Annotated in this window: 22 protein-coding genes; 7 read left to right on the top strand and 15 right to left on the bottom strand. The window is 73.4% G+C overall.

The genetic code is table 11. The annotated features are described in order from the left end of the window. Window positions 1–11: 11 nt before the first annotated feature. The 3 genes from metG to BGO37_RS06550 form a co-directional block, all read right to left on the bottom strand. Window positions 12–1,805 (bottom strand): methionine--tRNA ligase, encoded by a 1,794-nt coding sequence (metG, locus tag BGO37_RS06560; protein ID WP_291753276.1) that lies wholly within the window; start codon window positions 1,803–1,805, stop codon window positions 12–14. 44 nt (window positions 1,806–1,849) lie between these two features. Further along, window positions 1,850–2,464, bottom strand: coding sequence for a TM2 domain-containing protein (locus BGO37_RS06555; protein ID WP_291753274.1), 615 nt, complete (start codon window positions 2,462–2,464; stop codon window positions 1,850–1,852). Between the two features lie 146 nt (window positions 2,465–2,610). Continuing rightward, window positions 2,611–3,819 carry a PQQ-dependent sugar dehydrogenase gene (locus BGO37_RS06550; protein ID WP_291753273.1) on the bottom strand — a complete coding sequence of 403 codons (1,209 nt, stop codon included), beginning with the start codon at window positions 3,817–3,819 and terminating at the stop codon, window positions 2,611–2,613. Between the two features lie 55 nt (window positions 3,820–3,874). Between BGO37_RS06550 and BGO37_RS06545 the strand changes: the two genes are divergently transcribed. Next, the gene (locus BGO37_RS06545) at window positions 3,875–4,453 is read left to right on the top strand and encodes an isochorismatase family protein (RefSeq protein ID WP_291753271.1); all 579 of its coding nucleotides are present in this window, start codon (window positions 3,875–3,877) and stop codon (window positions 4,451–4,453) included. Window positions 4,454–4,518: 65 nt separating this feature from the next. On the opposite strand, the gene rsmI is transcribed toward BGO37_RS06545, so the two are convergent. Beyond that, on the bottom strand, window positions 4,519–5,379 hold the full coding sequence (gene rsmI / locus BGO37_RS06540) for a 16S rRNA (cytidine(1402)-2'-O)-methyltransferase (RefSeq protein WP_291753269.1): 861 nt from the start codon (window positions 5,377–5,379) through the stop codon (window positions 4,519–4,521). Window positions 5,380–5,434: 55 nt separating this feature from the next. On the opposite strand from rsmI, the gene BGO37_RS06535 reads away from it, so the two are divergent. Next, window positions 5,435–7,351, top strand: coding sequence for a phospholipid carrier-dependent glycosyltransferase (locus tag BGO37_RS06535; protein ID WP_291753267.1), 1,917 nt, complete (start codon window positions 5,435–5,437; stop codon window positions 7,349–7,351). 4 nt (window positions 7,352–7,355) lie between these two features. On the opposite strand, the gene BGO37_RS06530 is transcribed toward BGO37_RS06535, so the two are convergent. Both BGO37_RS06530 and BGO37_RS06525 read right to left on the bottom strand, forming a co-directional pair. After that, window positions 7,356–8,855 carry a family 20 glycosylhydrolase gene (locus BGO37_RS06530; RefSeq protein ID WP_291753265.1) on the bottom strand — a complete coding sequence of 500 codons (1,500 nt, stop codon included), beginning with the start codon at window positions 8,853–8,855 and terminating at the stop codon, window positions 7,356–7,358. Further along, the gene (locus tag BGO37_RS06525; RefSeq protein WP_291753263.1) at window positions 8,852–9,877 is read right to left on the bottom strand and encodes a bile acid:sodium symporter family protein; all 1,026 of its coding nucleotides are present in this window, start codon (window positions 9,875–9,877) and stop codon (window positions 8,852–8,854) included. Before BGO37_RS06525 ends, BGO37_RS06530 begins: the two co-directional genes overlap by 4 nt. A 123-nt stretch (window positions 9,878–10,000) precedes the next feature. On the opposite strand from BGO37_RS06525, the gene BGO37_RS06520 reads away from it, so the two are divergent. Beyond that, entirely contained in the window at window positions 10,001–10,282 is a 282-nt protein-coding gene (locus BGO37_RS06520; RefSeq protein WP_291753261.1) for a GlsB/YeaQ/YmgE family stress response membrane protein, read from the top strand. A gap of 152 nt (window positions 10,283–10,434) precedes the next feature. Further along, window positions 10,435–10,689, top strand: a complete 255-nt coding sequence (locus tag BGO37_RS06515) for a hypothetical protein (protein WP_291753259.1) — start codon at window positions 10,435–10,437, stop codon at window positions 10,687–10,689. A 13-nt stretch (window positions 10,690–10,702) separates the two neighbouring features. Here the strand turns inward: BGO37_RS06515 and BGO37_RS06510 are convergent, their stop codons facing one another. From BGO37_RS06510 to BGO37_RS06490, 5 genes are all read right to left on the bottom strand, one after another. Beyond that, a complete protein-coding gene (locus BGO37_RS06510) occupies window positions 10,703–11,308 on the bottom strand; it encodes a polysaccharide deacetylase family protein (RefSeq protein WP_291753257.1) in 606 nt (201 codons plus the stop codon). Continuing rightward, on the bottom strand, window positions 11,305–12,954 hold the full coding sequence (locus tag BGO37_RS06505) for a glycoside hydrolase family 43 protein (protein WP_291753254.1): 1,650 nt from the start codon (window positions 12,952–12,954) through the stop codon (window positions 11,305–11,307). The genes BGO37_RS06510 and BGO37_RS06505 overlap by 4 nt, the downstream gene beginning before the upstream one ends. 93 nt (window positions 12,955–13,047) lie before the next feature. Next, window positions 13,048–13,935 carry a carbohydrate ABC transporter permease gene (locus tag BGO37_RS06500; protein ID WP_291753253.1) on the bottom strand — a complete coding sequence of 296 codons (888 nt, stop codon included), beginning with the start codon at window positions 13,933–13,935 and terminating at the stop codon, window positions 13,048–13,050. Further along, window positions 13,932–14,972, bottom strand: coding sequence for a carbohydrate ABC transporter permease (locus BGO37_RS06495; protein ID WP_291753252.1), 1,041 nt, complete (start codon window positions 14,970–14,972; stop codon window positions 13,932–13,934). Before BGO37_RS06495 ends, BGO37_RS06500 begins: the two co-directional genes overlap by 4 nt. A gap of 11 nt (window positions 14,973–14,983) precedes the next feature. Beyond that, on the bottom strand, window positions 14,984–16,321 hold the full coding sequence (locus tag BGO37_RS06490; RefSeq protein ID WP_291753249.1) for an ABC transporter substrate-binding protein: 1,338 nt from the start codon (window positions 16,319–16,321) through the stop codon (window positions 14,984–14,986). Window positions 16,322–16,714: 393 nt separating this feature from the next. Here BGO37_RS06490 and BGO37_RS06485 point away from each other — a divergent pair, with 393 nt between their 5' ends. The 3 genes from BGO37_RS06485 (at window position 16,715) to BGO37_RS06475 (ending at window position 21,462) form a co-directional block, all read left to right on the top strand. After that, the gene (locus BGO37_RS06485; RefSeq protein WP_291753246.1) at window positions 16,715–17,710 is read left to right on the top strand and encodes a LacI family DNA-binding transcriptional regulator; all 996 of its coding nucleotides are present in this window, start codon (window positions 16,715–16,717) and stop codon (window positions 17,708–17,710) included. 25 nt (window positions 17,711–17,735) lie between these two features. Continuing rightward, complete coding sequence (locus BGO37_RS06480; RefSeq protein WP_291753244.1) at window positions 17,736–19,004, top strand: endo-1,4-beta-xylanase; 1,269 nt, start codon at window positions 17,736–17,738, stop codon at window positions 19,002–19,004. 145 nt (window positions 19,005–19,149) lie between these two features. Then, complete coding sequence (locus BGO37_RS06475) at window positions 19,150–21,462, top strand: hypothetical protein (protein WP_291753242.1); 2,313 nt, start codon at window positions 19,150–19,152, stop codon at window positions 21,460–21,462. A gap of 88 nt (window positions 21,463–21,550) precedes the next feature. On the opposite strand, the gene BGO37_RS06470 is transcribed toward BGO37_RS06475, so the two are convergent. Genes BGO37_RS06470 through BGO37_RS06455 form a run of 4 tightly spaced genes read right to left on the bottom strand, consistent with a single transcriptional unit; the run spans window position 21,551 to window position 25,432 of the window. Continuing rightward, the gene (locus tag BGO37_RS06470) at window positions 21,551–22,405 is read right to left on the bottom strand and encodes an LLM class F420-dependent oxidoreductase (protein WP_291753240.1); all 855 of its coding nucleotides are present in this window, start codon (window positions 22,403–22,405) and stop codon (window positions 21,551–21,553) included. A gap of 52 nt (window positions 22,406–22,457) precedes the next feature. After that, window positions 22,458–23,498, bottom strand: coding sequence for a hypothetical protein (locus tag BGO37_RS06465; protein ID WP_291753238.1), 1,041 nt, complete (start codon window positions 23,496–23,498; stop codon window positions 22,458–22,460). Between the two features lies 1 nt (window position 23,499). Beyond that, window positions 23,500–25,017: a M17 family peptidase N-terminal domain-containing protein gene (locus BGO37_RS06460; protein WP_291753236.1), complete on the bottom strand. Its 1,518-nt coding sequence runs from the start codon at window positions 25,015–25,017 to the stop codon at window positions 23,500–23,502. A gap of 34 nt (window positions 25,018–25,051) precedes the next feature. Beyond that, complete coding sequence (locus BGO37_RS06455; protein ID WP_291753234.1) at window positions 25,052–25,432, bottom strand: SHOCT domain-containing protein; 381 nt, start codon at window positions 25,430–25,432, stop codon at window positions 25,052–25,054. Window positions 25,433–25,486: the final 54 nt, after the last annotated feature.

The following is a 25,486-nucleotide window of genomic DNA, read 5'->3' as shown; positions in this document are numbered from 1 at the left end:
TGCCGAGGCGCTCACGCCTGCTGCGCGCGGGCGATCTCGTCCTCGACGACCGAGTCGTCGAGCTTGGTGAACACGGGCGTCGGCTTGCCGACCGGCGTGCCCGGCACCGCCGCCGGCGACGCCCAGGGCGCCAGCGTCTCGCCCAGCCGGTAGTCGCCGGTGATCACGGGGTAGGTCCGGGACTCGTCGTCCAGGTCGGTGACCTCGTCGATGCGCGGCATGGGGGCGATCGTGCCGGTGCCGCCGAACGTCTCGTGCACGGTCTGGGCCGAGAACGGCAGGAACGGCGACAGCAGCGTGTTGAGGTCGAGGACCGCCTGCGTGGTGGTGTGCAGCACGGTGGCCAGCCGGTCCGGGTCGGTCTTCAGCTTCCACGGCTCGGTGTCCGAGACGTACCGGTTCGCCTCCTGGACCAGGCGCATCGCCTCGGTGAGGGCGGCCCGGTTGCGGTGCTCGCGCAGGTGCGCGCCCACCGTGTCGAAGCCGCCGCGGGTCGCCGCGAGCAGGCCCGTGTCGACCGGCTGCAGCGCGCCGGGGGCCGGGATCGCCCCGAAGTTCTTGTTCACCATCGTCGCCACCCGGTTGACGAGGTTGCCCCAGCCGGCGACGAGCTCGTCGTTCGTCCGGCGCTTGAACTCCGCCCACGTGAAGTCGACGTCCTGGCTCTCCGGGCCGGCGGCCGCCAGGTAGTAGCGCAGGGCGTCCGGCTGGTAGCGGGACAGCATGTCGCGCACGTAGATGACCACGCCGCGCGACGAGGAGAACTGCTGCCCGTCGACGTTGAGGTACTCGCTCGAGACCACCTCGGTCGGCAGATCGAGGTCGCCGAAGACACCCGGCGCGCCGCCCCGGTCCCCCTTGCCGGCGTAGCCGAGCAGCTCGGCCGGCCAGATCTGGGAGTGGAACGTGATGTTGTCCTTGCCCATGAAGTAGTAGCTCAGGGCCTCGCCGTCGTTCCACCACGCGCGCCAGGCGTCGGGGTCGCCCGTGCGCCGCGCCCACTCGATGGACGCCGACAGGTAGCCGATCACCGCGTCGAACCACACGTAGAGCCGCTTGTTGGGGTTGTCCTCCCAGCCGGGCAGCGGCACCGGGATGCCCCAGTCGATGTCGCGCGTCATGGCGCGCGGGCGCACGTCGTCGAGCAGGTTGAGGGAGAACTTCAGCACGTTCGGGCGCCAGTCGACGCGCGTGCGCAGCCAGTCGCCCAGCGCCGTGACGAACGCCGGCAGGTCGAGGAAGAAGTGGGTGCTCTCGACGAAGGTCGGCGTCTCGCCGTTGATCCGGCTGCGCGGGTTGATGAGGTCGACCGGGTCCAGCTGGTTGCCGCAGTTGTCGCACTGGTCGCCGCGGGCGCCGTCGTAGCCGCAGATGGGGCACGTGCCCTCGATGTAGCGGTCGGGCAGGGTGCGCCCGGTGCTCGGCGAGATCGCGCCCAGCGTCGACCGCTCGAGCATGTACCCGTTGCGGTGGACGGTGCGGAACATCTCCTGCACCACGGCGTAGTGGTTGCGCGTGGTCGTCCGGGTGAAGAGGTCGTAGCTCAGCCCGAGCGACGTCAGGTCCTCGACGATGACCCGGTTGAACCGGTCCGCCAGCTGCTGCGGGGTCAGGCCCTGCTTCTCCGCCTCGACGAGGATCGGCGTGCCGTGCTCGTCGGTCCCGGACACCATGAGCACCTGGTGGCCCGCCATCCGCATGTACCGGCTGAAGATGTCCGAGGGGACACCGAAGCCGGCGACGTGACCGATGTGGCGGGGGCCGTTCGCATAGGGCCACGCGACGGCCGACAGGATGCGGGACATGGTGCGAATCCTAGGTGGGGCCCCCGCCACGCCTTGCCCGCCTGCTAGCGGTAGCTGGCCCCGATCGAGGAGAAGATGCCGGAGATCGCGCCGGACACGATGCTGAGCGCCAGCAGCGCGCCCGTGACGATCCAGGCGGTCCGCTTGTTCTGCTCGTACCCGGCCAGCGGGCGGCCGTTGGTGTCCTTGGTGCTGCCGACCAGCACCATGATCAGGTCGATGAGCGACCACACGCCGCAGCCGCCGAGGGTGACGAGCTTGAGGACGCCGGTGCCGATCTTGCCGAGGTAGAACCGGTCGACCCCGAAGCTCCCGAGGAACCACGCGAGCAGCCACGTGACGACGAACGACTTGTCGCTCTCCGCGTAGTAGCCGTACGGGGCGGCCGGCGCGGGGTACGGGGTCGCCCCGTACTGCGGGGTGCCGTACTGCGGGGTCCCGAACTGCGAGTACTGGGGGGCGCCGTACGCCGGCTGCTGGCCGTAGGGCTGGGCCGGCGGCTGGCCGTACGCGGGGTCGCCGTACGGGGCGGCCGGCGGCTGGCCGTACGACGAGGGGTCGCCGTAGGGCGCGGGCGCGGGCTGGCCGTAGCCGGGCTGGCCGGACGGCTGCGCCGGCTGGTTGGGGTCCGGGCTGGTGTAGGGGTCGTACGACGACACGTGGGCTCCTCAGCGCAGGGGCCGGCCGCAGGGTGCCGGGGACCGCGGCCCCACCGTCCCGGCGGCAGACATCCTGGCAGGCAGGTGCTCCTCGGCGGGAGGACTTTCCCGTGCGTCGCACGGCGAGTCGCCGGATGAATTCCGCCTCAGCGCAGCGCGACCCGCAGGATCCGGTCGTCGCCGGCACGCGGGGTGCCGCGCCCGTCGGTGTTGTTCGTCAGCACCCACAGGGAGCCGTCCGGGGCGACGACGACCGCGCGCAGCCGCCCGTACCCGTCCAGCACCACCTGCGGGGCGCCCACGCCAGCCGGGTCCGTCGGCGCGGCACCCGGCGGGAGCGGGTGCAGCGGGACGCGCCACAGCCGCTGGCCGCGCAGCGCGGCCAGGTACACCGCGTCGGCGGTCACCGCGATCCCGGAGGGCGACGCCTCGTCCGTCGGCCACACCACCAGCGGGTCGACGAACCCGCGGCCCGCGCCGCCCGTGCCCTCCACGGTCGGCCAGCCGTAGTTGCCGCCGCCGACGAGCACGTTGAGCTCGTCCCACGTGTCCTGGCCGAACTCGCTGGCGAACACGCGCCCGTCCGGGGCGAACGCGATCCCCTGCACGTTGCGGTGGCCGGTGTTCCACACGGGCGACCTCGGGTCGGGGTTGTCCGGCGCGGGGGCGCCGTCCGGCGTGATCCGCAGCACCTTGCCGCCGAGGGAGGCCGGGTCCTGGGCGAGGGGCCGGTCGCCCGTCTCGCCGGTGCCGACGTAGAGCAGCCCGTCGGGGCCGACGGCGAGACGACCGCCGTTGTGGATCGAGCCCTTGGGGATGCCGGTGAGGATCGCGCGGGTCGCCCCCAGCGTCGAGCCCGACAGGGTCGCGCGCAGGATCCGGTTGTCGTCAGCCGTCGTCTGGTAGATCGCCAGGTCCGCCGAGGCCGCGGTGGCGCCCGGCAGCACGGCGACGCCGAGCAGCCCGCCCTCGCCCGCCGGCCTGGTCGACGCGTGGATCTCGTCGGCCCCCGGCCCGACGACCGGGGTCACCGTCCCGTCCGGACCGACGAGCACCAGCCGCGCCTCGTCGCGCAGCGTGACGACTGCCCGGCCCCCTGGCAGGAACGCGATGCCCCAAGGCACCGGGAGCCCGGTCGCCACGTCGCTCACCGAGGTGACGTGGACGGTCGGCACGTCGTGGATCGTCCCGGTCGACGCCGGGCTCGGGCCCGGGGTCGCAGTCCCCGTCGCGGGGACGCCCGACGAAGCCGCCGGGCCCGTCGGCCCGTTCGTGGGCCCCGGGCCGGGCGGGCCCGTGCACCCCGCGAGCAGCGCGATCGCCGCCGCGGCCGCCACCACCAGCCGCCGGCCCATGCCGCCAGTCTCGGCGAGGGGAAGCCCGCGCGCAGCCCGGTGGTTCACTTCGGGTATGACCACCCGCCGGGCGCTGCTCGTCGTCGACGTGCAGCCCACCTTCTGCGAGGGCGGGGCGCTGCCGGTCGAGGGCGGCAACGCCACCGCCGAGGCGATCGCGGCCTACGCCGCCGCGCACCGCGACCGCTACCACCTGGTCGTCACCACGCAGGACTGGCACGTCTCCCCCGGGCACCACTTCTCCGACCACCCGGACTTCGTCGACACCTGGCCGCCGCACGGCGTCGCCGGCACCGCTGAGGCCGAGCTGCACCCCGCGCTGGCGGGCCTGCACCCCGACGCGTCGGTGAAGAAGGGCGCCTACCAGGCCGCCTACTCGGGCTTCGAGGGGACCGACGAGGGCGGGCAGTCGCTCGCCGACATCCTGCGCGGCGAGGCGATCACGGACGTCGACGTCGTCGGCATCGCCGAGTCGCACTGCGTGCGCGCGACGACGCTGGACGCGATCTCCGAGGGCCTGCACGCACGCGTGCTCACCGACCTGACCGTGCCGGTGACCCCGGAGCTCGGCGCCGCGGCCCGCCGGGACATGGCCACCGCCGGCGCGGAGCTCATCCCCTCGTCGGCCGCCTGAGCAGCGGGGCCGCGCGCCGCGTCCGACGAGGCCGGCGCCACGGGCCCGCCACGGCCGCCGCAGCGTCAGCGCGCGGCCGCCCGCGCGGCCAGCGCCGCCTGGTAGAGGTCCCGCTTGGCGGCGCCCGTCTCGTCGGCCACCGCGGCCACCGCGTCCTTGAGCCGCTCGCCGGAGTCCGCCCTGGCCAGGACGCGCGCCACCAGGTCGCCGGGGTCGGCCGTGGCCGCGCGGTCCGGGGCTCCCTCGACCACGACGACGATCTCGCCGCGCACCTCCCCGGCCGTGACCCACGCCGCGAGCGCGCCGAGCGTGTCCCGCCGCACCTCTTCGTAGGTCTTCGTCAGCTCGCGGCACACCGCCCCGCGCCGGTTCGTGCCGAACGCCTCCGCGAGGGCCGCGAGGAACGCCGCCAGCCGGTGCGGGGCCTCGAAGAAGACGAGCGTGCGCCGCTCGTCGGCCAGCGCGGCCAGCGCCCGCGCCCGCTCCCCCGGCCGCCTGGGCGGGAAGCCCTCGAAGGCGAACCGGTCCGTCGGCAGGCCCGACACGGCCAGCGCGGCCAGCACGGCGCTCGGCCCTGGCGCCACGGTGACGGGCAGGCCCGCGGCCACGGCCGCCGTCACCAGGCGGTAGCCGGGGTCGGAGACGGCCGGCATCCCGGCGTCTGTGACCACCAGCACCGTGCCGCCGCCCTCGACCACCTCGAGCAGCTCGTCGACGCGCCCGGCCTCGTTGTGCTCGTGGTGGCTCACCACGCGCCCGCCGATGGTGACACCCAGCCGCCGCGCGAGGTCGCGCGTGCGGCGGGTGTCCTCGGCCGCGACGACGTCGGCCTCCGCGAGCAGCCGGCGCAGCCGGAGCGAGGCGTCCTCCGCGTCACCGATGGGGGTGGCGGCGAGCACGAGCCGCCCGGCGTCCGACGAGGTCACGGCACAAGCCTGCCACTCACGCCTGCGGCACAACCGCGCCCCCTACGATGACCGCGTGCCGCCCACCGGACGCCATCGGGCCGACCCCGCCCAGCCGGACGAGTCCGCGCCGACCCCTCGGGCCGACGGGCCGACGTCCGAGGCCGCGCCCGTCCCGGCCCTGGAGCCCGACGACGGCGCGTCGGTGCCCGCCGACTGGCGCACCGCCGGACAAGCGGCGCCGGCTGGTGCGCCGGCCGGGCCAGGCCCGGCAGCAGGGGCGTCGCACGCGGACGCCCGGCACGTCCCGGCGGCCGACGACGGCGTGACCGCCGCCCTGTCGGCCCCCGAGACCGACACCGACGCCGAGACGCCGCTGCCGCGCGGGTGGCTCCCGGAGGAGTCGACGCTCGTCCGCCTGCAGCGCCGTCTCCTCGGCGACGCGTTCCTCGCGCTGGACGCCACGCGCCGCGCCCGGGTGCTCGGCTGGGTGCTCCCGCTCGCCGTGACCCTCGTCGGGGGCATCCTGCGCTTCTGGCACCTCGGGACGCCGCACGCGCTCGTCTTCGACGAGACGTACTACGTCAAGGACGGCTACTCGATGTTCGCCCGGGGCTACGAGGCGAACTGGGGCGCCGACCCCAACCCTCGCTTCGAGGCCGGCGACACCTCGATGCTGCAGACGGCCCCCGAGTACGTGGTCCACCCGACGGTCGGCAAGTGGCTCATCGGCCTCGGGATCCAGCTGGGCGGCGGGGTCACCAGCTCGTTCGCGTGGCGGCTCGCCGCGGCGGTGTTCGGGACGCTCGCGATCCTCCTCATCGCGCGGATCGGACGGCGGCTGTTCGCGTCGACCGCCCTGGGCACCCTCGCCGGGCTGTTCCTGGCCGTTGACGGCGAGGCCCTGGTCCAGTCGCGGATCAGCCTGCTCGACCCGTTCCTCATGTTCTTCGTGCTGGCGGCCTTCGGCGCGCTCCTGCTCGACCGCTACCGGTCCAGGCGCCGCCTCGCCGATCGCGCTGCCGCGATCCTCGACAGCGGTGGCGAGCTCGAGACCGGCCCCGCGCTGGGCTTCCGCTGGTGGCGGCTCGTGGCGACCGTGCTGCTCGGGCTGGCGTGCGGCACCAAGTGGTCGGGCATCTACTTCCTCGCCGTGTTCGGCGTCATGTCCGTCTGGTGGGACCTGACCGCACGACGAGCCGTCGGCGTCCGCCACTGGGTGCGGACCGGCATCCTCCGCGACGGGATCCCCGCGTTCGCGATCATGGTCCCTGGCACCGCACTGGTGTACCTGGCGACGTGGACGTCCTGGTTCCTCCACCCGAACGCGTGGGGCCGGCAGTGGGCCGCGCAGAACCCCGGGCAGGGCGTCCAGTGGCTGCCGCCGGCGCTGCGGAGCCTGTGGAAGTACCACCTGGACATGTGGCACTTCCACAACACGCTGACCAGCCCGCACCCCTACGCGGCCGAGCCGCTGGGCTGGATCATCCAGTGGCGGCCGACGTCGTTCTGGTACCCGACGACGGTCTCCGGCCTGACGGGCCAGTCCGCGCTCGACGCGTGCGGCTCGACGAGCTGCTCGCAGCCGGTGACCTCGCTCGGCAACCCGCTGATCTGGTGGGCCGGCGCCGCCGCGCTGCTCGTCGCGCTGTGGTGGCTCGTGCGCCACCGCGACTGGCGCGCCGGCGCGGTCCTGGCGGGCGTCGCCGCCGGCTGGCTGCCGTGGTTCGCCTACGCGCACCGCACGATCTTCACGTTCTACTCGGTGGCCTTCGTGCCGTGGGTGGTGCTGACGCTGGTGTACGTGCTGGGGCTGATCGTCGGCCCGGCCCGCGCGGGCGAGGAACGCGGCCGGCGGATCGCCATCTGGGGCGTCACCGGCTTCGTCGTGCTCGTCGTGGCCGTGGGGCTGTTCTTCTACCCCGTGTGGTCCGCGCAGACGATCCCCTACCAGCAGTGGCACATCCGGATGTGGCTGCCGTCCTGGATCTAGGGGGCTAGCGCCGCCAGTCGACCTGCGGCGACGCGTGCCAGGCCAGCCCGTCCCGGTCCCACGCCGCGGCGTGCGGCGCGACCCGCTCCCGGAACTGCTCCCAGTCGGCCGACGACGACCACGCGACCTCGGCCACGGCCGCCAGCCGCGGCAGCAGCATGGACATCACCTCGTCGCGCGTCCGCAGCGTCTCCGTCCAGATCGCCGCCTCGACGCCGACCACCGCCGCCGGGTCGAGGCCGGGGACCGTCGCCGCGGGCTCCCACGCGTAGGCGTCGCGGAGCTCGACGTACCCGGCCCAGTCCTGGCCGAGCGCGTGACCCGCGGCGTACTGCATGTCCAGGTACACGTGGTCGGCGGGTGACATGAGCACGCGGGCACCGGCGCGCGCCGCGGCCACCACGGGGGCGGTGTCGGCGCGGGTGTCCCAGAGCTGCACCACCGTGCCGGGCGGCAGGGGCGCGGCGGCGACCTCCTGCCAGCCGACGACCGTCCGGCCCGTCGCCCGCACCGCGGCCACCGCGGCGCCGACGAGGCGGACGTACTCGTCGGGAGGCGTGTGGTGCGCCTCGTCGCCGCCGAGGTGCAGGTGCTCCCCGGGCGTCATCGCCGCCAGGTCGCCGAACACGTCGGTGAGGAACGGCACCGTCTCCGGCAGGTCGGACCGCAGGCTGGAGAAGCCGACCGCGACGCCCTCGTACACGTCCGGGGCGACGCCGTCCGGGTTGAGTGCCGGGACGGCGTGCAGCGCGGCGTTGACGTGCCCCGGCACGTCGATCTCGGGGACCACCGCGACGCCGCGGGCCGCCGCGTGCGCGACGAGCCGCGACCAGTCGGCGGCCGAGTACGCGCCGCCGGGGTCGCCGTCCACGCCGCCGGCCGACGAGCGCGCGGCGAGCTCCGGCCGCGACGGGAGGTCGAGGCGCCAGCCCTGGTCGTCGGTCAGGTGCAGGTGCAGCACGTTGAGCTTGTAGCCCGCCAGCAGGTCGACGATCGCCTCGAGGTCGGCCACCGGCAGGAAGTGCCGGGCGACGTCCACGGACAGCCCGCGCCATGTGTACCGCGGGACATCCTCGATCTGTACAGGAGGGATGACGACGCTGGTCCCGTCGGTGGTGAGCAGCTGCGAGAGCGTGGCCGCGGCACGGTGGAGCCCCTCGGGCGTGCGCGCGGCGAGGCAGACCCCCGCCTCGTCCGCCGCCAGCGTGTAGGTCTCGCGCAGACGACCGGGGTCGCCGTCGACCGGCAGGGTCGGGTCCAGCACCAGCACGACGAGCGGGCCGACGCCCCGTGCCGGCCGGCGCCCGGCCTCGTCGGGCGGCCCGGCCCGGCGGGCGGGCACGACGAACCCGGCCGCGCCCCCCAGCGCCGCGGCGACGACGGCGGCCGCGGATTCCGCTCCCGGCGGGGCCTCGACGGCGGTGCCCGGTGTGACGACGAACGGCGCGCCGCCCGTGGGCCGCACGCTCGAGGGGACCGGGACCAGGGGCAGCACGGCGCTCATCCTGGCACCCGGGGTGACGGTTCCCGTGCCCCGGCCGCCAGGCGCCGCGCGATCGCGGCGCACACCGTCAGCTGCAGCTGGTGGAACACCACGACCGGCAGCGTCACGGTCGCCGCGGTGGCGGCCGGCAGCAGCACCGCCGCCATCGGCAGGCCGGTGGCGAGGCTCTTCTTCGACCCGCACATGAGCAGCGCGATCCGGTCGCCACGGTCCAGGCCCCACCAGCCGCCGGCGCGCCATGTCAGCGCCAGCAGCGCGACGAGCAGCGCGGCGCTCACCGCCAGCAGTCCCGCCACCGTCCCGACCGTCACGCCCCGCCAGGCGCCCGTCCTCGTCGCGTCGCTCACGGCCGAGTAGGCGACGAGGACGATCGTCGCGCGGTCGGTCGCCCGCGTCAGCCAGCCGTGCGCCCGCAGCCACGTCCCCGTCCAGCGCTGCACCGCCTGGCCGACGACGAAGGGCAGGAGCAGCTCGGACAGCGTGCCCACGACGCCGCCGGCGCCGAGCCCGCCGTGGCCACCCATGAGCGCGGCGACCAGCGCGGGCGTCACGAGGATCCCCGTGACGTTCGAGGCCGTGGCGCCCGTCACGGCGCCGGCGATGTTCCCGCCCGCGATCGACGTGAACACCACGGAGGACTGCACGGTGGACGGCAGCAGCGTCAGGTAGAGCACGCCGGTGCACAGGGACGGCGCCAGCACCGCGTCCGGCACCAGCTGGGACAGCAGCCCGAGCAGCGGGAAGACGACGAACGTCGCGACGAGGATGGAGCCCTGCAGGCGCCAGTTGCGCATGCCGGCGCGCACCTGCGACGTCGCCAGGCGGGCGCCGTAGCCGAAGAACAGCAGGACGATCGCCACGGTGGTGACGCGGCCGAGGCCGGCCGCCGCGGTGCCGCGCACCGGCGCGAGCAGCCCCAGCAGCAGCGCGAGCACGACGAGCGCGACGAGCGGGTCGACCCACGCCTTCAGCCCCGCCCACGCACGGCCGAGCGGGCCGCGGGTCTCGTCGGGGGCCGGCACGGCGCCATCCTGGCACGCCGCCCCGACCCGCCCGCTCCCGCCGCGGCGGCCGCTCGCCGCGCGGATCGCGCGCAACTGTCCTACGTTCGACGGCGAGCGCCGCCACGCGCGGAGGGAGACGACATGAACCTCGGGAGCATCCTCGTCACGATCCTCGTCGGTGCCGTCATCGGCGCCCTCGGCCGGCTGGTCGTCCGCGGTCACCAGAACATCAGCTGGTGGTTGACGATCCTCATCGGGATCGCCGCCGCGTTCCTCGGCACCCTCATCGCCACCTGGCTCGGTGTCAACGACACCCGCGGCATCGACTGGATCGAGCTGTTCATCCAGATCGGCGTCGCGGCGATCCTCGTCTCGCTCGTCGCCTCGAGCGGTGGCCGTCGCCGCAGGATCACCCGGTTGTGACCACCCCCACGCCATGAGCTCCGGTCGGGGGGCGGCGGACCTACCCCCCGGATCCGCCATCCCCCGACCGGGTGAATCTCCGGCGTCGCGCGTATCCATCGACCCGTCCCCGGCACCTTCGAGACGTCGGTGACCAGCGGACGGGGGACGAGATGGACGCGCACGAGCTGCGGGTGGACGTCACGGACGACGACATCCGTGTCGCCCGCCGGCTCTGGCTGGCCGCGCTGGACGACCCGGCCGTCTCCGAGGAGCGCACGGCCCGGCTGCACGAGGACCTGCGCCTCCTGATCCACGCGCAGGCGCAGCAGATCGCCGAGGACTTCCGGCGGGCGCACCGCACCACGCAAAGCGCCGTCGCCGCCGAGCTCCGGGCCCTGCGCCGCGCCGCGGCCTCCTCGGACTGACGACCGCGCGGCGCTACTGGCCCGGGAGCGTGAACGACCAGCCCTCGGCCAGCCGCTCCCGCACCACCCGTCGCACGGCCCGCACCGTGCTCCAGCGCTCGCCGCCGCCGTCGTGGGCGAGCACCACCGCGCCCGGCACGATCGCCGCCCGCAGGTTCGCGACGAGCGTCTCCTCGTCCTGCGTCTCCCAGTCGTGGATGACGTTGCCGAGCCCGAGCGGGCGCATCCCCAGCGCGGCCGCGACCCCTGCGGTGCGCCCCCAGGAGCCGTTCGGCGCCCGGAAGTAGGGCACCGGCACGTCACCGACGGCGTCGTGGATGATCCGGAGGTTCTCGACGAGGTCCGCGCGCACGCGGTCGGCGGCCCAGTCACCCATGTCGGCGTAGCTCGTCGTGTGGTTGGCCAGCACGTGGCCCTCCGCGACGGTCCGCCGCAGCACGTCGGCCCCGCCGGGCGCCCGGACGTTGGCACCGATGACGCAGAACACGGCGGTGATCCGCGTCTCCGCGAGGAGGTCCAGCAGGTCGTCCGTCTCGCCCGGGTTCGGCCCGTCGTCGAACGTCAGGGCGGCGACACGGCCCGTGCCCCGCGCAGTGGTGACCTGGGAGGCGTCGGTCACAGCTCGCGGTAGTCGAAGTGGTCGAACGTCGCCACCTCGCGGTAGCCCGAGAGGTCGACCGCGGCGAGGCCGACGAAGGCGCCCGTGAAGAAGCCGCCGTAGCTCTGCAGCACGTAGTCGTCCGAGAGGACCTTCGCGTCGAGCTCGACGCCGGTGGGGTGCCAGGTGCTCCCGTCGAACGAGTACTCGTACGTGTAGGTCCGGGTGCGCACCCGCGTGCGCAGGTGCACCAGCTCGACGCCGTCCGGCACCGCGATCGCGTCGTCGCGCAGGTAGGAGCGGTAGCGGCCGCGGTCGTTCTCCGCGACCTCGATGACCCGGCCGCGCTTCTCGTCCCACGTGACGAACACCCACGACCAGTGCGTGTCGTTGTAGTAGTTCGTCAGGCCGGCCATCGCCTGGTAGGTCTCGGGTTCGAACCTCAGCGCCGTCGCGGCGTCGAAGTCGAAGGCCTGCCAGCGGCGCGCGACGAGCGACAGGTCGTGGCGGTTGGCCAGCGACCCCTGGCCCGCGAGCTCGAGGCGGCCACCGCCGACGGTGCCCATCGTGCTCGTGAACGGGACCCGCAACGTGTTCCACTCCAGCCCGAGGGCTGGTGCGTCGAACTCGTCGTGCTCCGAGTGGTCGCTCGGGGCATCGGTGAGGATCGCGTCGTCGGGCGCGGGGACCTCCACGAGGCCCGCGCGGCCGCCGACGACGCGCGGCCAGCCCTCGTCGTCCCACTCGACCTGCTGGATCGACGTCTCGCGCCCGAGGGTGCACCAGCCCCGCGGGTCGTCGGGCCCCTCGTCGCCGTGCCGCCACGGGCGCGCCACCAGCGACGCGTAGTACCACTGGCCGCCGGGCGTCTCGACGAGCGCGCCGTGACCCTGCTTCTGCAGCGGGAAGTCCGGGGTGTCGGCGTTGGTGATGAACGGGTTGCCCGGCATCGTCGCGAACGAGAGCGCGTCCAGCGACCGCGACCGCGCGACCGACTCCTGGTGCTCCCAGACCGTGCCGCCCTCGGCGACGAACAGGTAGTACCAGCCGTCGATCTTGTAGAGGTGCGGACCCTCGACCAGGCCCCGCTCGGTGCCGGCGTAGATGGTGCGCTGCGTCTTGCGGTTCGGCGCGAGCGTGAACGGGTCGAGCTCGGTGAGCGTGATCCCGTCGAACTGGTGGTGGTACTCCCGGTGGTCCCACGTCTGCTGGACCAGGTACTTCCGGCCGTCCTCGTCGTGGAAGAGGCTCGCGTCGAAGCCGATGCCGTTGAGGCGTACCGGGTCGGACCACGGCCCGGTGATCTCGGTCGCCGTCGTCACGTAGTTCGTCATGTCCTTGAAGGCGCCCTCGGCGACCTTCACGTCCGTGTAGACGAGCCAGAACTTGCCGTCGGCGTAGGAGAGGTCCGGCGCCCAGATGCCACCCGAGGCGGGGTTGCCCGTCATGTCCAGCAGGCGGGCCTCGTCCAGGACGTTGGCCACGAGGTTCCAGTGGACCAGGTCGCGTGAGGCGTGGATGCGCACGCCGGGGAACCACTCGAACGTCGAGGTCGCCAGGTAGTACGTGTCGCCGACACGGATCATGCTCGGGTCCGGGTTGAACCCCGGCAGCACAGGGTTCTTGATGGTCATGGCACGGTCGGGGCCGGCCCCGTCGAACGACACAGCACTACTCCCTCATGATGCGGGCCGAAGCCCCTGGTGCAGCCGGCTCCGGTCCGTGCCGGGCCGTCGTGGCGCCGGCACGGACCGTGGACGTCAGCCCTTGACCGCCCCGGTCAGGCCGCCGACGATCCGCCGCTCGAACAGGCTGAAGAACCCGAGCGCGGGGAGCATCGCCAGCGACGTGAACGCGAGGATCTTCGCCGTGTCGGCGGAGTACGGGCCGGAGGCGAACGTCTGGACCGTCAGCGGCAGCGTCTGCGACGACTGGTTGTTGAGGATGTACAGCGGCAGCAGGTAGCCGTTCCAGCTGCCGATGAACGCGAGGATCCCCACGGTGATGACGCCCGGGACCGACAGCGGCAGCACCATCCGGAAGAAGAACCCGAGCCGGCCGCAGCCGTCGATCTCGGCGGCCTCCTGGATCTCGTACGGGATGGCCCGGAGGAACGGCACCAGGATGATCACCGTCACCGGGAGCGCGAACGCGATGCCCGGCAGGATGACGCCGAAGAGGTTGTTCATCAGGTGCAGCGTCCGGATGAGGATGTACAGCGGCGTGATCGCCACCGCCATCGGGAACATCAGGCCCGCCGCGAACAGCGTGTAGAGCGCACCGCTGCCGCGGAACCGGTAGCGGGCCAGCACGAAGCTCACCATGAGCCCGAGCGCGACCACGCCCGCGGTCGTGACGACCGCCGCGAAGGTCGAGTTGCCGAACGAACGCCAGAAGACGCCGTTCTTCAGCACGTCGATGTAGTTCTGGGCCACCCAGGGGTGCGGCCAGCCGGCGGGGTCGACGGTGATCTGCGAGTTGGTGCGGAAGCCGCCGATCACGATGTACAGCACCGGGGAGACCATCACGCCGACGAACAGCAGCGCGACGAAGTAGATCACCGGGTTGCCCCAGCTGAGGCCCTTGGACTTGGCAGCCTTGCGACGGGCACGGATCTCGGCGGCGTCGAGCGTGGCGACGGTGGTCATCGGGTCCTCCCTCCCCCGGTGAGCGCGCCTTCGGTGTCGCGGCGCAGGACGAAGCGCTGGTAGGTGAGCGCGATGACGAGCGAGATGAGGAACATGACCACGGCGACGGCGCTGCCGAAGCCGAAGTTGCCCGAGATGCGGCCGTTCTGGTTCATGTAGGTCGCCATCGTGGAGACGCCGGCCGTCGAGGCGACGTACTGGCCCCAGATGATGTAGACGATGTCGAACAGCTGGAGCGCGCCGATGATCGACAGGAACGCCCAGATGCGGATCGTCGGGCCGAGCAGCGGCAGCGTGATCCTCCGCTGCACCTGCCAGTACGAGGCGCCGTCGATCGCGGCCGCCTCGTTGAGCTCCTCGGGGATGCCCTGCAGGCCGGCGAGGAACAGGATCGTCGCGTACCCGATGTACTTCCACGTGAGGATGATCATCAGGGTCCACAGGGCGAGTCTCGGGTTCGCCAGCCAGTCCCGCGCGAGGAAGTTCAGGTGCAGGTCGCGCATGAGCGCGTCGAACGCACCGTTGCCCGCCAGCAGCAGGCTCCACCCGATACCGGCGACGGCCTCGGAGATGACGTAGGGCACGAAGATCAGCACACGGATGATCGACTGGCCCCGCATCTTCCGGTTGAGCAGCAGCGCGAAGATGATGGCGATCGGCCCCTGGAACACCAGGGAGAGCACCACGATCTCGAGGTTGTGGATCAGGGCACCGTGGAACAGCGGGTCCTGGAAGATGACGACGTAGTTGTGGAAGCCGGCGAAGTCGGTCGGTTTGCCGTAGCCCTTCCACTTGTAGAAGCCGTAGTAGGCGGCCATGAACACCGGCAGGATCACGAAGGTCAGGAAGATGACCACTGCGGGTGCTGCGAGCCCTGCGATCTCCAGACGGGCCGCCAAACCGGAGCCGCCGCCACTGCGGCGGCGACGCCGGGCAAGCCCGGACGGGGGCAGCGTCGAGGCGCCGCCCCCGTCCGTCGAGAGATTCACAGGCGAGGTCACCACGACGGGTGCGGTCTCGCGAGTGGAATCAGTCATGGTGCTTCAGCTCAGCCCTTCGCTGCGGCGTTGGACGCCGCCTTGATGATGCTGGCGGGGTCGCCCTTGCCGGCGAGCATGTCGACGACGCCGGTGTTGAGGGCGTTGCCGATGTTCTGGCCGAGACGCGTGTCCAGCCACTGCGACACGTAGGCGGCCTTCTGGTTGTAGGACATGACGCTCTGCAGCACCGGGTCGGTGACGGCAGCGGCGGCCTTGCTCGACGCGGGCGGCGCCGAGGCGGCGGTGGAGTACGACTCCTGGATGGCGTCCGTCGCCAGGAAGTTCAGGAAGTCGGTGCACGCCGGCTGCGGGGCCTTGGCCGAGCAGGAGAAGGCGTCCAGACCACCCATCATGGCCGTGGGGTCACCGGCGCCACCGGGGACCGACGGGAACGGGAAGAAGCCGAGGTCCGGCAGGTTCTTCTGGTCCGGCGTCAGGGAGCCGATCACGCCCGGGTCCCAGGCACCCATGAGCTCCATGGCGGCCTTGTGGTTCGCCACGAGACCGGCCGACGAGCCGGCGCCCTGCTGGGCGGACGTCGTCAGGAAGCCGTCGTTGAACGGCTTGGTGGCGGCGAAGGCCTGCAGGTCCTGACCGGCCTTGAGGAAGCACGGGTCGGACAGGTTGGCGGTGTCGGCAGCCGTGTTGAGCGTCTGCTCCGAGCACTCGCGCAGGGCGAACCAGTACCACCAGTGCGCAGCCGGCCACGCGTCCTTGGCGCCGAGGGCGACCGGGGCGACGCCAGACGCCTTGAGCTTCGTGACGGCGTCGTTGAGGTCCGCGAGCGTCTTGGGCGTGTCGGTGATGCCGGCCTTCTGGAACAGGTCCTTGCTGTAGAAGAACCCGCCGGGCAGCACGGTCATCGGGACCGCGTAGATCTTGTCCTTGTACGTGTCGGCCGCGAACGCCGAGGCGGGGATGGCCGCCTTGGTGTTGGCGTCGATCGCGTTGGTGATGTCCGCGACGAACCCGGCGTCGGCCATCGCGGCGAGCTTGCCGCCACCACGCTGCAGGAAGATGTCAGGCGCGTTGCCACCGTTGAGCGCGGTCTGCAGCTTGCCGTCGAGGTCCTCGTTCTGCACCGGCTGGAGGTTGATGGTGACGTTCGGGTGCACCTTCTTGTACGCGGCGATGGTGTCCGCCCAGAACTGCGGACCCTTGCCGGTCGTGTTGTTCTCCCACAGCGTCAGCGTGGCCGTGTAGTCGGCCGGGGGCGCGCTGGTCTGGGCACCGCCGCCGGTGGCGCCGGTGGTGGGGGTGGTGCCCCCGCCGGAGCTGCACGCGGCAAGCCCGAGCGCGGCCACGGCCGCAACGGCCGTGATCGCAAGGGACTTCCTCGTATTCATCAGATCTGTCCTCCTCGTTGAGACCCTGACAGACAAGCCGGCGACCGCCCGTTCCGGGTGATCCCGGCAACGACGACAGGCACCCGGGCACCTTGCCCTCTGACCTTGAACCAGTGTCGCGCCGCCGTACGCGACCGCCATCGCCGACCTGCGTCGCCGATGACGGGTGTTCGGGGTCCGACGGCGCCAGAGTGCACCCCCGTCGAAAACGATGTCAAACGTTCTCGATAACGATTTAGCCACGTGTCGCACCACCCCCGCCGGGATGTCACACGGCCGTGGCACAGCCGCCGGGCGTAGCGTGTGCACGCCACCGCGGCCCGCGACGCGCGCGCAGGCCCGTCCGCTGGGCAATCGTTATCGACAACGTTCTCCTGGGTTTATGCTGCCGCCGTGGCTCAACGGGTCACGATCACCGACGTCGCCAGAGCCGCGGGCGTCTCGGTGTCGACCGTGTCGAAGGTGATCAACTCGCGTGACGGCGTAGCACGCGAGACGTACTCGCGCGTCAACTCCGTCATCGACGACCTCGGCTACGAGGGCAGCCTCGTCGCGCGCAGCCTGCGCTCCCACAAGACGTACGTCATCGGTGTCCTCGTCGCCGGCTTCGAGCCGTTCAGCGCCGAGATCCTCAAGGGCGCCGCCACGGTGCTCGAGGAGACCCAGTACGACCTGCTCGCCTACACCGGCGCGCGGCGTGGCGGCGGCGTCGGGTGGGAGCGGCGGTACCTGTCCCGGCTGTCCGGCACGCTCATCGACGCGGCGATCATGGTCACCCCCACCGTCATGGACGCGGACTCCGACATCCCGGTCGTCGCCATCGACCCGCACGCCGGCCCGCTCGGGCTGCCGACCGTCGACTCCGACAACTTCACCGGCGGCGTCCTGGCGACCCAGCACCTGCTGGAGCTCGGGCACACGCGCATCGGGTTCCTTGCCGGCCGCCCGGACCTCGAGTCCTCCCGGCTGCGCGAGGCGGGCTACCGCAAGGCGCTCGCCGACGCGGGCATGCCGGCGGACGAGGGCCTCATCCGGATCGGGTCCTACAGCCGCGAGGAGTCCCACGCTCCCGCCGCGGAGCTGCTGTCGCTGGCCGACCGCCCGACCGCGATCTTCGCCGCGAACGACCTCTCGGCCCTCGGCATCATCGACGTCGCGCGCCAGATGGACATCGAGGTGCCGCGCGACCTGTCGGTCGTCGGGTTCGACGACATCCCGGACTCCGCGCAGTCGACTCCGCCGCTGACCACCGTGCAGCAGCCGCTGCAGCGGATGGGGGCGGAGGCGATCCGCCTGCTGCTGGCACTCCTCGACGGCCCCGAGCCGGAGTCCCGGCACGTGCGGCTCCCCGTCTCGCTCGTGCGCCGCGGCTCGAGCGCCCACCTCTGACCGTCCGCGCCCCGAAGGAACGCTCGTGCCCGAGGTCGTCGTCCGCTGCCCCGCCGAGCTCGCCCACCGCACGGCCCGGACCGACGTGACGGTGACCGGCGCGGACGGCCGGCCCCTCGCGGGTGCCGAGGTCACGGTCGCGCAGCGCCGGCACGCGTTCACCTTCGGCAACATCGGCTTCGACCTCGTCGCGCTCGCGAACGACGAGCCGGAGGCGGGCCCCGACGGCGGCGGCGCGCACCACCACCTCGCGCGGCTCGCGGAGCTGTGGCTCGACCTGTTCAACACCGCGACCCTGCCGTTCTACTGGCGCCGGTTCGAGCCCGAGCGGGGGCGGCCGGACACCGCCCGCCTGCTGCGGGGTGCCCGGTGGTTCCGCGACCGGGGCGTCGCGCTCAAGGGGCACCCGCTCGCCTGGCACACGCAGGCGCCGCAGTGGCTGCTGCCGCTGTCCGACGACGAGGTCGAGGCCGCGCTGCGGGCCCGCATCACGCGCGACGTCACCGACTTCGCCGGCCTCGTCGACACCTGGGACGCGATCAACGAGGTCGTCATCCTGCCGGTGTTCACCGCCGAGGAGAACGCCGTCACGCGGCTGGCGCGGCGCGAGGGGCGCCTCGGCATGGTCCGCCTGGCGTTCGACACGGCGCGCGCCGCCAACCCCGGCACCACCCTGCTGCTCAACGACTTCGACCTCTCCGAGCGGTACGAGCGGCTCGTCGAGGAGTGCCTCGAGGCGGGTGTCCGCATCGACGCGCTCGGCCTCCAGTCGCACATGCACCAGGGCTACTGGGGCGAGGAGAAGACGCAGCGCATCCTCGAGCGGTTCGCCCGCTTCGGCCTGCCGCTGCACTGGACCGAGACGACCCTCGTGTCGGGTCACCTGATGCCGCCCGAGATCGACGACCTCAACGACTACCAGGTGCCGGACTGGCCCACGACGCCGCAGGGCGAGGAGCGCCAGGCCGACGAGCTCGTGCGGCACTACCGCACGCTGCTCGCACACCCCGCGGTGCAGGCGGTCACCTACTGGGGCCTCACCGACGACGGCTCATGGCTCGGCGCACCCGCCGGGCTCGTCCGCCGGGACGGCACCGCCAAACCCGCGTACGACGCGCTGCACGCGCACGTCAAGGGCGAGTGGTGGCTGCCGGAGACCACCGTGCGGACCGACGACGCCGGTCGGTTCACGCTCGACGCCTTCCTCGGCGACTACACCGTGACCGCCGCCGGCTCGTCGGCCGAGGTCACGCTGGCCGCGGGGACGCCCGTCGCCGAGGCGCGCCTGTCCTGACGGGTCCGGGTCCGGGTGCTTTACCCAACCGTGGTCTGCCGGACACCTGCCGGAGGTTTCTGACGCGGCGTCCCCTCGATACGGTCGCATGGGCGGCCGGTGCGGAGCAGCGCCGGTCCGCACCGATCCGACCATGGAGGTAGGCATGGGCCTCAAGCGCCATCTCGCCGTCACGGCGACGACCGCACTCGTGCTCGGGGGGGCGACCGCGGGCACGCTGCCCGCGGCCGCGAGCCCGGGCCAGGCCGCGGCGTCGCAGGCCGCCGGCGACTGCCGGCTCGGCAACGGTGTGCAGCACGTCATCAGCCTGGTGTTCGACAACGTGCACTTCGCACGGGACAACCCGAACGTTCCCTCCGACCTGGAGCAGATGCCGCACCTGCTGAGCTTCCTCGAGCAGTACGGCACCGTCTTCTCCAACGTGCACGCGCCGATGATCGCCCACACCGCGGACGACTCGCTGTCGATCTACACCGGGCTCTACGGCGACCGCCACGGCCAGCCGCTGAGCAACTCCTACCGGACGTACAACCCGGACGGGACCACCGACCCGGCGACGTCGTTCGCCTACTGGACCAGCCCCGCCGTCGACACGGCCGCCACCCCGAGCGCCGGCCACGACACGGCGCCGACCATGACCTACTCGGCGACGGTCCCGGCGACCGGCTCGGGCCAGGCCGCCCCGGCACCGTGGGTGCCGTTCACGCGCGCCGGCTGCTCGGTGGGCGACTTCTCGACCGCCAACATGGTGCTGGAGAACACGAAGCAGGACATCACCACGGTGTTCGGCGCGGGCTCGCCCGAGGTGGCGCAGCTCAACGCCGACAAGGACCCCTACAAGGACGCCGAGGTCGCCGACTACATCGGCGTCGCGGTGCACTGCGCGCAGGGCGCCGCGCCCTGCGAGTCGCCGAACGCGAGGCCGGACGCGCTGCCTACCGAGCCCGGCGGGTACGCGGGCTTCAAGGCCCTGTTCGGCGCCAAGTACGTCGCCCCGGCGCTGGGCGCCGGGACGCCGAACGTCTCGCGCAACGGCTACGCCGTGACGAACGCCGCCGGCAACCTGGTCGACGAGCAGGGCGCCCAGATCAACGGGCAGTACCTGTCCAACCATCCGGGCTTCCCGGGCTTCAGCCCGTCGGCGACGCAGAGCCTCGCCTACCTCGCTGACATGCAGGAGGCGGGCATCCCCGTCACCTACGGCTACATCTCCGACCTCCACGAGAAGAAGGCGTGGAGCTCGACCGCGTGCACGACGGCGTCCGCGACCTCGTCGGGCAAGGCCGTCGGCCCCGGCGACGCCTGCTACGTCTCCAACGCCAAGGCGTACGACCAGGCGTTCCAGCAGTTCTTCGAGCGCCTCCAGGCGGACGGCATCACGCCGGCCAACACCGTGTTCCTCATCGGCGCCGAGGAGAACGACCAGTTCTCCGGCGCCAACGCCGGCCGCGCCTCGACGCCCACCCCGGCGGGCTGCGACGGTGTGACGGTGCCGTGCTCCTACGCCGTGGGCCAGGTCGGCGAGCTGCAGGCCAACCTGCCCGGGCTGCTCGCCACGACGGCCAGCGCCACCGCGACGTACGACCTTGAGCCGCAGGGCGCCTCGATCTACGTGCACGGGCGGCCCGCCCCGGCCGATCCCACGACGCGCCAGCTCGAGCGCGACACCGCCGCGATGACGGCCGACAACCCGTTCAGCGGCGTGCAGGGCGAGCACGTCGTCACGTACCAGGCCGGCGCCGTGGAGCAGCGGATCCTGCACATGCAGACCAACGACCCGCTGCGCACCCCGACGTACACGATGTTCCCGGTCCCCGACTACTACTTCTCGACGACCGGGGCCAACGTCTCCGTCAACCCCTCCTACGGCTGGAACCACGGCTACTACTCGCCCAACATCGACATCACCTGGGCCGCGTTCGCGGGCAAGGGAGTGGCGGTCAGGGGCGTCGACGGCCCGCAGCCGGCCGAGGGCAACGAGGCGCACGACCCGAACTCGACCCTCACGATCCCGCAGGCCAGCCGCAAGGGCACGTGGGTCGAGGAGACCGACCTGCGCCCGACCCTGCTGCACCTGACCGGGCTGTCGGACAGCTACACCAGCGACGGCACCGTCGTGGCCGCCGCGCTCGCCTCGGCGCCGAGGTCGCTCACGGGCGTCGGCGACCTGGTGGGGCTGTACCACCAGCTCAACTCCTCGGTGGGCACGTTCGGGACCGACACGCTCCTCGCCGAGTCCCGGGCGCTGGCGAGCGGCTCCGCCGCGGACGACAGCCGGTTCAGGCTGACCGAGCAGGCCCTCACCGGTCTGGCCGACCACCGCGACCGCGTCGCCGGGCAGATCAAGGAGGTGCTCGCCGCGGCCGCGGCCGGCAGAGCACCCTCGCACGGCACGCTCACGTCGCTCTCGGCCCAGGCCACGGCGCTGCTCCGGCAGGCGCACCACCTGGCCTCCTGAGCACCGAGGAACGGCGGGGCGGTCCGGGCCTTCCGGTCCCGGGCCGCCCCGCCGTCGTCCCAGGTGCCGGGACGGAGCTCAGGCTCCCTCAGGCCTCGGGGACCTCAGCGTCGTAGTCCCGCAGCGCCTCGGTCAGCGTGGCGAGCCAGGGGCGCAGGTCGTCGTCCGGGCTGGGGGTCAGCAGCTGGACCGCGACCTCGTCGGCCCCCTCGTCGAGGTGCTGGGCGAGCCGGTCGGCGACCGTGCCCGGCGTGCCGTGCGCCACGAGCGCGTCGATCAGCCGGTCGCTGCCCTCGTCGGCCAGGTCCTCGTCGGTGAAGCCGAGGCGGCGCAGGTTGTTCCGGTAGTTGACCAGGCCGAGGTACGGCGTGGCGACCTTCGGGCGGCCGATGGCGCGGGCGCGCGCCGGGTCCGCGACGAGCACCACCTTGTGCTCCGGCGCCAGCAGCCGGTCCGGCCCGAGGATGCCCCGCGCCAGCGCGGTGTGCCCCGGCGTGACGAGGTAGGGGTGCGCCCCCGCGGCGCGGTCCTTCGCGAGGGTGAGCATGCGCGGCCCGAGGGCCGCCAGGACGCGCCGCTCGGGCGGGACGCCCAGCTCGTCGAGCGCGTCGAGGTAGCGCGACATCGACTCGTAGGGCTTGGACCAGTCGGGGGTGGACTCCGGGTGCCCGGTGCCGAGGCCGAGCAGGAACCGTCCCGGGAAGCGCTCCTCGATCCGGTGGAACGACGCCGCGACGGTCGGCGCGTCGTCCCGCCAGATGTTGACGATGCCGCTGGCCACCCGCAGCGTCGTCGTCGTGGCCAGCGCCTCCTCGGCGCTGGCGAGGCTGCCCGGCGAGGTGCCGATCCACAGTCGCGAGAAGCCCGCCTGCTCGACGGCCGGCGCGACGTACGGCTCCAGGTCCGGCGACCGGCGCCAGAGCGCGAACCTGCGGACGTCCATGGCGATCCTCCCGGGTGCTCCTGCCCGCAGCGTAAGCCCGTCACCTGCACGGTCACACGGCGAGCGGACGGTCGCGCACGTCGGGCGCGGCTGGCGGGGGCGCCAGGAGGCGGCCGAGGAGGTGCACGACGATGCCCGCGACCACGCCCAGCACCAGCAGGACCGCAGCGGTGCGGATCACGCCGTTCGCCGCGACGTCGTAGGCGGCGACGTGCAGCAGGGACCGCGAGCGGTCGGCGGCGGCCGCGCCCGCGTCCCGCGACGGCGCCGCGAGCCGCGCGCGCACCACCGCGAGGACGACGAGCAGGGCGGCCGAGACCAGGGCGAGCCCCGCCCCGGCGGCCAGCACCGCCACCCGCCGCCGGCGCGCCAGCACGAGCCCGCCGACGACGAGGAGCGCCACCGCGATCGGCAGCCACACCCCGAGCGCCGTCGCCGCACGGTGCCCGCCCGCCACCTGACCGAGCCCGGGGACGTCGACGAGCTCGACCGTCCGGTCGACCTGCGGGATGAGGGCCGCCACCCGGTAGCCACGGTCGAGCAGGGCCTGCCGCACGCGGTCGACGACCGGCCCGACCTGGAGAACGAGCGTGTCGCCACGGATCACGAGCCCGGCGGACGGGTCGTCCCGCAGGCCGGCGAGGGCCTGCGCGTGCGCGGTCCGGAGCATCTGCCGCCACACGGCGGCGAAGCCGTCCGACGAGACCAGGGACCGGACCTGGTCGTCGACGACGGCGCGCAGCGCGCCCGCCGCGCGGTCGCCGAGCGCCTGGAGCGCCGCCACCACCGCGGGCGGCAGCGAGAGCTGGCCGCCCACGTTCTGCAGCGCCGTGGCGGCGAGCGCCGAGAAGTCGACGCGGGAGTCGAGGCCGGCCATCACCGCGTCCGCGACGGCGTCCTGCACCGCGCGGTCGCCCGCGAGCGGGCCGAACGTCGCGACGAACCGATCGGTGTCGACCAGGAGCGGGCGCGCCTGCGCGGCCACGACCGCCACCGGCGTCAGGACCAGGCCGACGGCGACCAGCACGGCGGCGACGACCGCCAGCGCGCGGTCCCGGGCCGCCCGCGCGGCGACGCCCTGGTCGCCCGCCATGTCAGCCGGCGCTCCCGCGCGGCCTGCCCCCGAGGGACCCGGCCTCGAACGCCGTCGCGAGCTCGACGAGCAGGCGCGCGCCGAAGCCCGTCGGGCCCGCGTTGACCCAGCCCGAGGGCCACGCGGCCTGGGCGGTGCCCGCGATGTCGACGTGCGCCCACGGCGTCCCCGAGACGAAGTGCTCGAGGAACAGCCCCGCGGTGATGGCGCCGGCGTGCGGGCCGCCGACGTTCCTCATGTCGGCGATCGGCGAGGCCAGCAGCGCTCGGTACGACGGGACGAGGGGCAGCTCCCACACCGGTTCGTCGGCCCGCTCCCCCGCCGCCCGGACCGCGCCGACGACCGCCGGGGAGTTGCCCATGACGCCGGCCACGTCGGTGCCCAGCGCCCGCAGGCACGCGCCGGTGAGCGTGGCGATGTCGACGATCGCGTCCATGCCCGCCTCCACCGCCAGCACCAGCGCGTCGCTCATCACCAGCCGGCCCTCGGCGTCGGAGTCGAGCACCTCGACCGTGGTGCCGCCGCGCGTGGTCAGCACGTCGCCGAGCTGCAGCGCCGCGCCGGACGGCATGTTGTCGGTGCACATCAGCCACCCGGTCACGTGCGCGCGGCAGCCCAGCGCCGGCAGCGCCGCCATCGCGGCGAGCACGGCCCCCGCGCCCGTCATGTCGTTCTTCATCTGCGAGTGCGCCTCGTCGGATGCCTTGAGGCTGATGCCACCGGCGTCGTAGGTGATGCCCTTCCCGACGAGCCCGAGGTGGCCGGCCGGCTCGCCCGGTGGTGCGTAGGTCAGCCGCACCATGCGCGGCTCGCGCGCGCTGCCGCGGTTGACGCCGAGCAGGCCGCCGCAGCCGAGCGCCGCGAGCCCGGCCCGGTCCGTGGCCTCGACCTCGAGTCCGGCGTCGGTGCCGACCTCCAGGGCGACGTCGGCCATCGCCTCCGACGTGAGCATCGCCGCCGGGCACGCCGCCAGGTCCCTGCTCAGCAGCGCCGCGCGGGCGGTGACCAGGCCGCGCCGGGCGCCCGCCGCGACGGCCGCCTCGTCGCCCGCGCCCGGCACCAGCACCAGCGACGTCACCGGCGCGGGGTCGGCCGAGACGGGAGCCGAGCGCAGGTCGAACCGGTGGCGGGCCAGGAGCACGCCCTCGACCAGGGCGGCCGCCGCCTCGCCGGCCGTCACACCGGGCCCGCTCGGCACCGCGACGGCGAGCCGCCCGTCGTGCGGCACCGCCCGGGCGAAGGCGGCGCCGGCCCGTCGGACGATCGCGGCCGTCAGGCCGTCGGGCATGCCGACGCCGAGCACGACGATCGCCGGCCCGTCGTCGTGCGGCACCGCGAGCGCCGCCCCGACGGTCGGGGAGAAGCCGCCCTTCTCGAGCGCGAAGAGGTCGGCCCCGACCGCGCCGGGGACCGGGCCGCCCGCGCGGACCGGCAGGCCGATCGCCTCGGCGTCACCGGGCTCGCCGGCCCGGACGTCGACGCGGGCGTACCAGGAGGGGACGAGCCGGTCGACCGGCATCGCGGGCTCCTTCGGTCAGGTACCCGAGACGCGATCAGACGGTCGCGAGGGCCTTGGCCTTGAGCCGCGCGAACTCGTCCGGCGTGATCGCCCCGCTCGAGAGCAGCTGCTGCGCGGCCGCGATCTCCTGGGCGGGCGACGTGCCGGCGGTGGTGCGGATGTACTCGTCGGCCTCCGCCCGGCGCTCGGCGAACGTCGCCTGCGCCCGCTGGGTCATCCCCCGGCCGCGCGCGACGAGGTAGATCAGCGCCCCCAACCACGGCAGCACCAGCAGGAGCAGGAGCCAGAGCGCCTTGCCCCCGCCGGACAGCTGCCGGTCGCGGAAGAGGTCACCGACGATCTGGAACAGGATCACCAGGTAGGCGACGAAGAAGAACGCCTCGACCATCAGCCAGAAGACTTGCCAGACCGTCATCTCGCCCTCCCCAGGGGCTCGGACCGCCGTTGTCCTTGCCTGGACGGTAACGGC

The sequence above is a fragment of the Cellulomonas sp. 73-92 genome (assembly GCF_001898175.1).
Classification (GTDB): Bacteria; Actinomycetota; Actinomycetes; order Actinomycetales; family Cellulomonadaceae; genus Cellulomonas.
Note: the sequence above shows the minus strand (reverse complement) of the source record. Positions and strands in the feature narration are given on the sequence as shown.